Origin of the sequence: Pseudorhodoplanes sp. (genome assembly GCF_050250235.1) — a bacterium.
In the GTDB taxonomy this organism is placed as follows: domain Bacteria; phylum Pseudomonadota; class Alphaproteobacteria; order Rhizobiales; family Xanthobacteraceae; genus Pseudorhodoplanes.
Genome location: NZ_JBFWPA010000168.1, coordinates 1 through 10,810 on the forward strand (window position 1 = coordinate 1; position 10,810 = coordinate 10,810).

Annotated in this window: 12 protein-coding genes and 1 pseudogene; 9 read left to right on the plus strand and 4 right to left on the minus strand. The window is 58.1% G+C overall.

All coding sequences use genetic code 11. The features are described 5' to 3' along the window. Nucleotides 1-305: 305 nt before the first annotated feature. The 3 genes from AB7F49_RS34540 to AB7F49_RS34550 are packed head-to-tail and all read right to left on the minus strand — an operon-like array spanning nt 306 to nt 2,775. Nucleotides 306-1,901 (minus strand): recombinase family protein, encoded by a 1,596-nt coding sequence (locus AB7F49_RS34540; RefSeq protein WP_428530850.1) that lies wholly within the window; start codon nt 1,899-1,901, stop codon nt 306-308. Further along, nucleotides 1,898-2,365, minus strand: a complete 468-nt coding sequence (locus AB7F49_RS34545; RefSeq protein WP_428530853.1) for a DUF2924 domain-containing protein — start codon at nt 2,363-2,365, stop codon at nt 1,898-1,900. The genes AB7F49_RS34540 and AB7F49_RS34545 overlap by 4 nt, the downstream gene beginning before the upstream one ends. A gap of 44 nt (nt 2,366-2,409) precedes the next feature. Next, nucleotides 2,410-2,775 carry a DUF3489 domain-containing protein gene (locus AB7F49_RS34550; RefSeq protein ID WP_428530856.1) on the minus strand — a complete coding sequence of 122 codons (366 nt, stop codon included), beginning with the start codon at nt 2,773-2,775 and terminating at the stop codon, nt 2,410-2,412. A gap of 468 nt (nt 2,776-3,243) precedes the next feature. Between AB7F49_RS34550 and AB7F49_RS34555 the strand changes: the two genes are divergently transcribed. From AB7F49_RS34555 to AB7F49_RS34565, 3 genes are read left to right on the plus strand one after another with little or no spacing between them, the layout of a single operon-like run. Next, entirely contained in the window at nt 3,244-3,699 is a 456-nt protein-coding gene (locus AB7F49_RS34555) for a TIR domain-containing protein (RefSeq protein WP_428530859.1), read from the plus strand. Nucleotides 3,700-3,733: 34 nt separating this feature from the next. Next, the gene (locus AB7F49_RS34560; RefSeq protein ID WP_428530862.1) at nt 3,734-4,900 is read left to right on the plus strand and encodes a toll/interleukin-1 receptor domain-containing protein; all 1,167 of its coding nucleotides are present in this window, start codon (nt 3,734-3,736) and stop codon (nt 4,898-4,900) included. Continuing rightward, nucleotides 4,897-5,556, plus strand: coding sequence for a hypothetical protein (locus AB7F49_RS34565; RefSeq protein ID WP_428530865.1), 660 nt, complete (start codon nt 4,897-4,899; stop codon nt 5,554-5,556). Before AB7F49_RS34560 ends, AB7F49_RS34565 begins: the two co-directional genes overlap by 4 nt. 268 nt (nt 5,557-5,824) lie before the next feature. Here AB7F49_RS34565 and AB7F49_RS34570 read toward each other — a convergent pair whose 3' ends face one another. Then, nucleotides 5,825-6,112 (minus strand): helix-turn-helix domain-containing protein, encoded by a 288-nt coding sequence (locus AB7F49_RS34570; protein WP_428530868.1) that lies wholly within the window; start codon nt 6,110-6,112, stop codon nt 5,825-5,827. Nucleotides 6,113-6,172: 60 nt separating this feature from the next. Here AB7F49_RS34570 and AB7F49_RS34575 point away from each other — a divergent pair, with 60 nt between their 5' ends. From AB7F49_RS34575 to AB7F49_RS34600, 6 genes and pseudogenes are all read left to right on the plus strand, one after another. Continuing rightward, a complete protein-coding gene (locus AB7F49_RS34575) occupies nt 6,173-6,892 on the plus strand; it encodes a hypothetical protein (protein ID WP_428530871.1) in 720 nt (239 codons plus the stop codon). 48 nt (nt 6,893-6,940) lie between these two features. Continuing rightward, on the plus strand, nt 6,941-7,297 hold the full coding sequence (locus AB7F49_RS34580; protein ID WP_428530874.1) for a hypothetical protein: 357 nt from the start codon (nt 6,941-6,943) through the stop codon (nt 7,295-7,297). Next, the gene (locus AB7F49_RS34585) at nt 7,294-8,481 is read left to right on the plus strand and encodes a nucleoside 2-deoxyribosyltransferase (protein ID WP_428530877.1); all 1,188 of its coding nucleotides are present in this window, start codon (nt 7,294-7,296) and stop codon (nt 8,479-8,481) included. Before AB7F49_RS34580 ends, AB7F49_RS34585 begins: the two co-directional genes overlap by 4 nt. Further along, complete coding sequence (locus tag AB7F49_RS34590) at nt 8,463-9,071, plus strand: 7-cyano-7-deazaguanine synthase (protein WP_428530880.1); 609 nt, start codon at nt 8,463-8,465, stop codon at nt 9,069-9,071. The genes AB7F49_RS34585 and AB7F49_RS34590 overlap by 19 nt, the downstream gene beginning before the upstream one ends. Before the next feature lie 359 nt (nt 9,072-9,430). After that, nucleotides 9,431-10,624: a nucleoside 2-deoxyribosyltransferase gene (locus AB7F49_RS34595; protein WP_428530883.1), complete on the plus strand. Its 1,194-nt coding sequence runs from the start codon at nt 9,431-9,433 to the stop codon at nt 10,622-10,624. Next, nucleotides 10,621-10,810: pseudogene (locus tag AB7F49_RS34600) on the plus strand (FRG domain-containing protein); the annotation flags it as partial. The gene AB7F49_RS34595 and the pseudogene AB7F49_RS34600, both read left to right, overlap by 4 nt.

The following is a 10,810-nucleotide window of genomic DNA, read 5'->3' on the forward strand; positions in this document are numbered from 1 at the left end:
ATCTTCTGCAGCTACGGATTTCAGGCCAGACATTCGGCGACAATCCCTGATAATTTCCCTGATAGCAGGGAATCTAGCCCGGAGACGAGTTCGAACCAGACTGCGTCCGCCACCACGCACTCCCGCTGTCGCTGAGATTTCCATGGACCGCGCAAACGCGCGCGTATTCGCGGGCTTTGTTCGCCTTGGATTCGTCTCCGCTGAGACCGAGCGGAGCCAGGAGGCAGATTTGGGCCTTCTGTCTCCGCTTCCGAAATCCCGTTTCCTGGGAAACGGAGACAGCACGGAAGAGACGGGTTTGAGTCTCAGTGCTGTGGGTTTGAAAGGCCTAAGACGTCATGCTGCCGAGACCATTCGGCGGGTAACTCGCAGAGCCGGGCCACGCCCATGCCGTGGGGCAGCCGTCCCTCGATAGCGGCCTTGACGAGATCAGGCGCCAGCCAGGCTAGCGAGATCGTCATGTTGATCTTCCGGTCACTGCATCCTTCGCGGGCGGCGATTGTGGTGATGCTCGACGTAGGGTCAGTCATAAGTTCAGCAAGCCAACGGCGGCCACGTGCAATCGACGCGATAAGCAACGCACGATTCTCCGAGCGGATGGGCCGCACATCGTGAGAGGCCCTAGACGTCGGGACCATGATCTCGCGGCGCCGCGTTGAGGGCATCTTCTGCCAGGGCACCTCGATGCGATCAGCTTTGCGCTTTCCTTTCGAAGACCGGCTCTCCCCCTTGATCAATTGGATGACAAGATTCTTTTGTCCCACTTCGACGCTGGCGACATGTTCTCGAAGAATCGTTCTGTCGTCGAGATCGGCGGTGAGGAAGCGTTGATTCTGAACGGCCTTGATCACGGCCATCTCGATCTCCGGGGCGGAGACCCTCGTGATGCTGCCCACTTTTACTGCCTGACCCGGCACCAGAGCCGACGAGATATAATAGCGATACTTGGCAGGTCCTTTGGTCGCGTGGCTCGGCGTCATGCGATGGCCGCTGTCGTCGAAGATACGGCCCGTCAGCAGTGCCTCGGATCTGGATCGTGCGACCTTGTGGGTCGTGCGTTGCTGATCAAGCTTGCTCTGAACGGCGTCGAACAGGCCGCGATCGATGATCGGCGGTTGCTCGCCCGGAAGCGTCTCGCCCTTGAACACGACTTCGCCGAGATAGAAGCGATTGCGCAGGAGATAGGAGAGGGGGCCTCGGGTAAAGGCGATGCCGCCGATGGCCTCTCCGGTCTTCAGGGTGCGGGCCTTGGTGACGATGCGGCGTTTGTGCAGGTCTACTATCAGCGCACTCAGGCTCCCAAGCTTGAGATAGCTCCGGAAAATGTCGCGGACGCGCTCGGCTTCCACCTCGTTGACAGTAATCCTGCGATCCTTGGTGTTGTAGCCAAGCGGCGCCATGCCGCCAACCCAAAGGCCCTTGCGCTTGGAGGCTGCGATCTTGTCGCGAATGCGCTCGGAGGTGACCTCTCGCTCGAATTGGGCAAACGAGAGCAGGACGTTCAAGGTCAGACGTCCCATCGAGGTGGTGGTGTTGAATTGCTGGGTGACCGAGACAAACGAAACCTCATGACGGTCGAACAACTCAACGAGCTTGGCGAAGTCGGCGAGCGATCGGGTCAGCCGATCCACCTTGTAGACTACGATCACATCGACCTTGCCGGCTCGGATATCCTCCAGCAGCCGCTGCAAGGCCGGGCGCTCGGTGTTGCCACCCGAGAAGCCGCCATCGTCGTATTTGGAGCGAACGAGTGCCCATCCAGTATGAGTCTGGCTGCGGATATAAGCTTGCGATGCTTCGTATTGGGCGTCGAGTGAATTGAAGTCCTGCTCCAGTCCCTGGTCAGTGGACACGCGGGTATAGATCGCGCACCGGACCGACTTCTGCGCACCAGGCTTCATGATCGGCTCTCGCTCTCGGACTTAGCATCCGACGGTTTCTGGCGGAGGCCAAAGAACCGCGGCCCATTCCAACGGGTGCCGGTGATGGCCAATGCGACCTTGGAGAGACTTGGGTAAGTCGTGCCGCTCCAGGCGAAACCGTCGAACATGACAGTGACCCGATGCATGTGACCATTCCACTCCCGACCCAGGATAGTTCCGGGCTTCAACTCGGTAACGCGGCTCCCCGCCGTCGCGGCATTCTTGCCAGCGGCCTCGGGTGTCGCCGTCTCGTCCAGGAGCCGCCGGCAATCGTTGTCCAGGTCGCCGAGATGTTCAGCCTGGAGACGGTATGCCAGAACCCGGAATAGCAGATGCCGCGGCAGGTGCTCCGGAGGCGAGCGGCGGAAGGCCGTACGCCAACGTGCACGAAGCGAAGGGACGTCGAGATCGCGCAGGCGCGCGACCTCGACGTCGACGGCCATCCGGTCCGGAGAGGTCGGACCGATCTTGACCCGAGTCATGGGGGTCAGGATGCGGCATGCTTGGATTGAGATGGCTTCGCAACGTCACTGCGATCGATGCGATAGATTCGCTGTCCGTCGATCTTCTCGGACACCAATCGCAGCTTTAGTTTTTTGCGAACAACACCTGAAAGGAAGCCGTGGACCGAGTGCTGCTGCCAACCGGTCTTCTCCATGATCGCCGGAACGGTCGTCCCGGGTTCTGAGGTAAGCAGCGCGATAACTTTATCTTGCTTTGAAGCGCCGAACTGCTCCGGCCCTGGAGTCGGTTTGCCGGTAGGTTTGATGGATCGGGACGATCGCGATCGCTTCGGGGAAGCGGCGCGTCGAATCTTGCGTTGGGACGAAAGCTTACGGGAAGACTTCGGCATCAGGATCTCCTTCGGTTGCATGGCGGCAGATGCCGCACCACCGAAGCCCCACCCAGTTTCAACTGACCGGCGGGGCGCGATCCCGGGAGCGCAACGTGCGGCCCGAAGTCAACGCCAGTACCGCTCCAACTGCCGCTGGATGCCAGCGAAATCTGGATAACTTTATTGCTCAGTTCGCCCGAGAACGGCCATCTGTGAGTTCGATCCAGCTACTCGGGTTGGCAATTCAAATCCAATCAGAGAACAGCGTTCTTTGAGGTTTATTAAGGTCGTTCGCTAGGCCCATATCGGGAAGGTCGCAGGTTAAAATCCTAAACCTCGTATTCTTAAATCAGATCAAGACGGTAGCGAGCTTCTAATGGGCTTTCAATTGCGAGCGTGCACCGGGTTATTTCATCAACCCCGTGGAGCGTGCCAAGATGCACGACATCTTGTAGGTTTGACATTCATTCTTTGGGAGAGCGGATTATGAAAAAAGTCTATTATAGCTTCTATTACGACGAGGATGCGTCACGCGTTCAACAAGTAGTCAACATGGGCGTCGTTGAAGGCCAGCAAATTCTCTCAGGCCAAAAGTGGGAAGAAGTCAAAAAGAAAGGCGATCAAGCGGTTAAGGATTGGATTGCCAAGGAGATGAAGGGCAAAGAATGCCTCGTCGCCCTTGTCGGGACCAATACCTCAAAGCGCCCGTGGGTAACTTATGAAATCAAAAAGGCATGGGACGACGGGCTCGGCGTCGTAGGAGTTCGTATCCACGGCCTCAAAGACTTGAACACTCAGAAAACGTCGGCTCGTGGTAATAGTCCGTTCAGCGACATTATCGCCCTTTACGACCCACCTGGTGCTGACAGCAAAGCCGTGTATGCAAGCATCAGCAACAACATAGAGGCGTTAGTCGCGAAAGCGAAAAGGAAGCCGCGCTGATCCCACGGACTGACCTGCTAGCTTTGAGGCGAACTTGAGCCTTTATGAACTTGCTATTCTGGGGGAGGCGACGCCGCAAGAGCGTGATCGCATCACACAAACTATTGCCGAAATGGTTTCCGACTTTGGCCTGAAGATCGGGGATGACGTTCTGATACACGATGCGTCCAGTGTTGGAGCGCGCGACCTGCGCGCGGCATTCGCGGCTGCATATTTCGGTGGAGATCCGGCGAAAGACCTCAAAGCAGTTGAAGCCTTAGTGGCGGCAAGCGTACCAATCATCCCGACAGTGGGGTCGAAAGGCTCTTTCTTCTCTAATATTCCGCAAGTCATCCAGGCGTCGAACGGATTGCGACGACGCGATGATGATCCAGCAATGACCGACTTAGCGGCGGCGTTGCTAGAGGTGGTTGGTCTATTGCGAAAGCAGCGTCGCGTTTTCGTAAGTTATCGCCGCACTGAGTCTCGCACAGTCGCGATACAGTTGCACGACACGTTGAGTGAACGTGGCTTCGACGTATTTTTAGATACGCACGACATTCGGCCTGGCGAACCGTTTCAAGAAGTCCTCTTTCACCGGTTGTGCGATTCAGATGTCGTGATCATGTTGGATACTCCAACCTACTTCGAGAGTAAATGGACTACCCAGGAACTCGGTCGCGCGCGAGCGAAAGAGATACACATATTGCGAGTAGTTTGGCCTGAGCATGCACCGAGCAGGTTCACTGCTCTCGCGGAAACAGTGTATTTGGATTCCACTGATCTTAGCGGTCCTGAGGGGCCGATCGTGTCATCTGCCTTTGACAATATTGTCGTTGGCGTCGAACGACTTAGAAGTAAGAGCATCGCGTCGCGTTATATGTCCATCACGGGCAAGCTTCGAGCTGATGTTGAGCGCATTGGCGCATCAATCTCGGGTATCGGATCACATCGTGCGGTTTCGATTGTTCTCGAAGATAAACGGCAAGTGTGGGCCTATCCAATAGTAGGTATTCCAACGGCCGAATTGTTGAACGACGTGGCGGAGAAGGCCAGGCGGGCTAACTACAAGGATGTTGCAATTCTAGTCTATGATCATGTTGGCATATCTAACGCGTGGGCAGATCACCTTAAGTGGCTCGATGATAACATTGACGTCGTTCGTGCGATCAAGTCAGCAGAAGCTAGCTGGGTATTGGCGGTTTGGGAGCCAAAGTCGTGAGCGAAGCCATTTTTCTTTCCGCGAGTGTACCTGATCCAAGACAGGCACCAGATTATGCGAAGTCTGCCGACACGGTCGCGATAACGGCTGCCGTCACCGCACTCGTCTATGTCACGTTAGGTCGTCGATTGCTCGTTTGGGGTGGGCATCCAGCAATTACTCCAATGGTACTCATTGTGGCTGAGAGCATGGGCGTAGACTACGGCAAGTGGGTTAAACTGTATCAAAGCAAGCTCTTTGAAGAAGATTTTCCAGAAGAGAATAAGCGTTTCCAGAATCTGAATCTGACCGAGGTAGTCGACGATGATCGAGAAAAAAGCCTGCGGCACATGCGGGAAAGAATGTTTCGCGAGAATCAATTTCATGCTGCCGTTTTCATCGGTGGCATGGGTGGTGTTCTCGATGAATTCTCGCTTTTCAAAGACTTGCAACCGGCGGCTGAGACGATACCTCTCCTCTCCACGGGAGGCGCCGTTCTTGAGCTAAGCGCGCGCGAACACATAACCTTTCCCGCAGACTTTTCGAAAGACTTCGACTATGTGTCATTGTTCCATCGATATTTGCACATCGACAAGCGTGAGATGCGCTTTTCTAATCCTGAGGAACAGCCTAAGGCACAAAATGAACGCCTCTGGGCTTATCAAACCAAAAAATAAACTCCGCAAATTCCGAGCCTTCACCTTGAGCCGATCGACGTGAAGACAAGCACATACATGTCGGATAGATCGTCACAACGGGCGTGGAGACCGATAGAATATCTGCAGCGTAGCTATCTCAAAAACTCTAACGCTCAATCTCCATTCAAGTGCGTCAAGCTGGCGACGAGGCCAGCAGCATTCGGAATCGTTCATGGCCGCGACAAATCCCAAACCTTCGGCAAGGACGAGTGAGCAGCAGGACTGACCGCAATGTTCTTCGTAATTGCTATTTCCGCAGAAGCTCCATCGCCGAACTGACGAGGCGGCGGAACGATCTAGAACGCTTTGCGGCTTCTGCGACTTCAATCAGCCACTTGTCGCTCGACGGTGGGTTTGGCTGGCTGCCGAGTAGGCCGCGTATCCGGAAAAGTAGTTTGTTGCCTGCGGTCGCATTGCCGCCGATCACGCGAGAGAGATGAGACTGGCTGACGCGGAGTTTTCTCGCCAACTCCTCTTGGTTGAGGCCGTTTGCCTTCTGAAACTTCTCGAGAGCGGTGAACAGATCAGACGACATTGCTTGCATTTTACATAAAAATACATAAAATAAAATAAATTTAGATAGATGTTTTGCACCATGCCCTTTATAACGCCCGATCTCAAATCGAAATCCCCTCCGCCGGAAGACGAGGTCATTCCTGGTGTGAAGTGGGGCCGTCCCGAATGGGTCCCTAGCGCCGCGTACTGGGCCGTGATGGGAGCTCTTGCTGGCGAAGAAGACGGATTCGTTTCTCGGGACTCCACACTGAAGGAGCAAGTGGGCTTTTGCCTTCTCGGTGGTTTCGGGATCACCGCGGAGATGAATCATGCGGTCTACGACCGGTTGGAAGGCGAGGGGGTGTTTTTGCCGGGCGCCTTGACCTCCGCATCCGCGATCGAGCGCCTTCTCAAACAGCCGGTGGAAGTAAACGGCCGGATGATCAGATATCGTTTTCCGAACCAGCGGTCTGCGCGAGTGTCCGGGGCCATGCGTCTTCTTGAGGAGGCTCCGCCAAGCGCGGATGATCCCAAGGCGTTCCGCAACGCTCTCATGTCCATACCGGGCGTGGGTCCCAAGACCGCTTCATGGATTACCCGGAACTGGCTCGGCAGCGACGAAGTCGCAATCCTCGACATCCACATCATCCGGGCCGGCCGACTAATCGGACTATTCGACCACCGGCAGAAGATCGGGCGGGACTATGAGGCGATGGAGGCCCGCTTCCTCGAATTCGCGCTCGCCATTGAGGTCAAACCCTCAATTCTTGACGCCATCATGTGGAAATCAATGCGCAAGCTGCGGCTCGGATCTGTTTGACATAGCCCCCGACTCGACCCCTAATTTCTCCCTTGGAGGAAGCAACGCATGTCGGGCAATCGCAAGGCGCGTGGGGATTCTGACGCGCCTAAACTGCGTGACAGGAAACCCGATGTGGACCGGTGCGACCTGTCGTTCGAGGTGGATCTGTCTGGTATCAATGCTACCTTGCTTCGCACCATCACGGCCGGATCCATTCTTGATGTCTCGCTTATACAGGTCGCAGGTTTTGAAACGGCTGCGTGCACGCGCGAGGGCGCTCGCGACGTCGTCGGAACGCTTGCTGCATTCGAGGGACTTGCCGACCTCATCGAGTGCATTAAGCTCCGTAATACATACAAGGCTACCGTCGTTTCCATCGACCGCGGCGCATGCAGGGTGGCGATCCGTCGCACAGCGATATGATCGTCGCCGGCGGTTCGTATCTCGAAGTCTGCCTCCGGCCGGAATGGAGACGGCTGTTTGGATCCGGGCTGCGGGCCGCGGCGGCGGTCGCGAACCTGTCACCGGGGACGGTGCTTCACACGTACGGCTTCACCGATTGGACAAAAGACATCATCCATTCGGCTCAGGCGTTCGGCGCGGCGGCGACAATACGGCCGATCGCCGAGGCGATCTCTTTCTCGTACATCCATCCGCTGTCCGCATCGCGACTCCATCCCCGCACTCCGCACCAGCAGGCGCCGTTAGAAGTTGACGGCAGCGTTGTGCTGAGGTTCGGCTTCGTCGAGGGCGACGCTGTGGTCCGGGCGGAACATGCCGTTTACGATCCGCAGACAGGAGCGGCGCCTGCGGCGTTTGGCGCGAACGGGTCGCGCGCAGCGCATGTCGCGGTGGTTCTCAACGAAGAGGAGGCGGCACTGGAATCGGCTGCTGCGGGCCGGGCAGATCCGAGCCAGCTAATAGGCTTCCACGGAGCTGAGGTGATCGTGGTCAAACGCGGCCCCCGCGGCGCGACGGTCTACGAGAGGTCGGGCGCACGCGCGGATGTGCCTGCGTACCGCTCTGCCAAGGTTTTCAAGATCGGATCGGGCGACGTTTTCAGCGCAGCATTCACACATTACTGGGGAGAGAAGCGGCTCGATCCGGCTGTCGCCGCGGATCTGGCTTCACGGAGCGTGGCTAACTTCGTCGACAGCCACGCGCTTCCGCTTGCGGCGGCGAGCAGCAGTGGCCCCGAAATTCCAGTCGATGGGTCGAGGTTGCGCGGGCGCATCTACTTGGCGGGACCTTTCTTCGATCTAGCCCAGCGCTGGCTGGTCGAAGAGGCCCACCGTACGCTGCTAGCGCTCGGTGCGGAGGTCTTCTCACCCCTTCACGAGGTCGGGACGGGCCTGCCGCGGGTTGAACTCGCGGCAGCAGACATCGCTGGTCTCCGCGGCTGCTCGACCGTACTTGCCCTGCTCGATGGCATGGATCCAGGTACCGTCTATGAAGTCGGTTATGCGCGCGCACTCGGGCTTCCGGTCGTCGCGCTCGCCGAGCGGACGGACGCAGAAAGCCTGACAATGATTGCTGGATCCGATTGCGAAATCGTGGACGACTTCACGAGTGCTGTCTACCGAGCAATTTGGGCGGCCAGCAGATGAGGCTGCTCCTCTTTTCTGGCGGTCTAGATTCGTCGGCGCTGGCATTTTGGAAGCGGCCTGATGTCTGTCTGACGATTGATTACGGGCAGCGGCCAGCGCGCGGTGAGATCGCGGCGGCGGTCGCGATCTGTTCGGAGCTTTCGTTGCGGCACGAGATCCTCGCTGTCGATCTCCGCGCTCTCGGTTCCGGATCCATGTCAGGTAAGAAGGCGTCGGAGTTCGCAAACGCCGAAGAGTGGTGGCCCTACCGTAACCAGATGCTCATCACGCTTGCGGGCATGAGGTTCGTCTCCGAGGGGCTGAAGGAGATCATGATAGGAGCGGTCCGCACGGACGTCCATGCCGACGGCAAGCCCCTGTTTCTGCGGGGAATAGATCGCGTGATGTCGGTACAGGAGGGAAGCGTGCGCGTGTCGGCGCCGGCGCGGCCTCTGCATCCGTTGAAACTGATGCTGTCTTCGGGTTTCCCCGCGTCGCTGTTAGGACTTACATTTTCATGCCACGTCATGGAGTATCCGTGCGGTCAGTGCCGCGGCTGCGAGAAGCATATCCAGACGATGACAGCGCTGAAGAACCGCACCACTAATTGAGGAAAGCCGGTGGGAGGCCTGAAGGATACAAAACCGAAACGACCCGGCCAGCGCAGTAGGCAACCGGATGAAGGAGGCGGCGAATGCAATCAGCGCTTCCGCATCGACCTGATGGGCGTGCGCGGCACCGAATCGGCACGGCTGAGATCGGACGACGTCCTACGGGTGGCGCTTCGCGGCGAAGGCAGTTTAAAGGCCGTCGTTTGCCAGACGGAGAATGGCGCGGTGGTCGGCGCGCTTTCCGCATTTCCAGGTCTTGCCGACCTGATCGCCTGCCTGGAACGCGGATTTACTTATGATGCTGTGGTTTTGCGCGCGAGTGCGGTCGCCTGCACCGTATACGTTTCGAGGTCCGCCCGATGATCATCGTCGGTGGCAGTTACAACGAATTCTGCGACTGGCCTGAATGGAATCGGATCCTCGGTCCTGGCGGACGCGCCGCGCTGGCCGTGAGCTCCGTTTCGCCGGGGAGCGTGTTGCATACCTGCGCGCCCGCGGACTGGGCCGCCGATATCAACGCGAGCATGGCGGCGGCCGGGATCGAGGCCCATATCCGGACCACCGCCGAAAAGATCGCGTTTGTCTATAAGCACCCGCTCACGAAACCGCCAGCGATGGAGCCGGTGTCCCCTTCTGCGACCATGCTCGGGCCCCTCGATGTCGAAGGCGATACGGTACTTGCATTCGGGCTCATCGAAGGCGAGGTGCGGGTTAGCGCGGACCGCGCGGTGTTCGAACTATCGTCAAACCTCGATAAAAGCATCACACGCAAGAACGTGAAGTCGCTCGCCCTGATCTGCACCAAGAACGATCTGCCCGACGTCTTCACTCCCGGAGCGGATGTGCGGGACCCAGTTACAAACATCCTTTCGGCAAACAATGCCGACCTGATGGTCGTGAGAGGCGAGCTCGGAGGCGCTGCCCTGTTCATGGGCGACACCCGCCACGACGTGCCGGCATACATCAGCGACAAATGGTTCAAGATTGGCGCCGGGAACGTTTTTTGCGCGATGTTCGCGCATTACTGGGGCGAAAAGAAATTACAGCCCGATGTGGCAGCCGACCTCGCCTCGCGGAGCGCCGCCTTCTACGCAGGTGCTTTGGTGCTGCCGATGGTCGGACCGGATGAGCTGCCGACAATGGATAGCTTCGACCCCGCCGCCGTCGGAAAGGTGTTTATCGCCTCGCCCTGCCTCTCGATGGCACAGCAGTGGCTGCTCGATCAGGCGATCTCCGGTTTAGAAAATCTCGGCGCAGGCGTCGTGTCGCCGTACGATCTCGGGGTGGATTGGTCGACGAAAAACGACATCGATATTGCCGCCGTGCTGGACGGCTGCAACGCGGTGCTTGTGTTGGCCGACGGCGCCGACCTGCCGTCGGTTTTTGCGGTCGGCCTCGCCCAGGTCCGGCGGCTCCCGATCGTGGTGCTTGCAGAAAGCTCGATCGCTCGGAAGCTCGACCTGTGGGAAGGCACCGACTGCGAAGTGGCGAATGATTTCGCGAGCGCCGTGTACCGGACGGCGGTCGCTTCCGCGAGGAAACCCGCCGCATGAGGAGACCCACGAAACCTGTTCCGCGTGCTGCCACCGGAACACCAGCGAATTCTGCGTCGCCCAAGAGCGAGGCCAGCCGCCGTGTCATTCGCGCGCAGGAAAAGTGGCACGAGTATCTTTCATTCCTCGATGAACGGATGCACCCGCGCTGGGTGTTCAGGGGCCACTCTTCGAAATCGTTCGTGT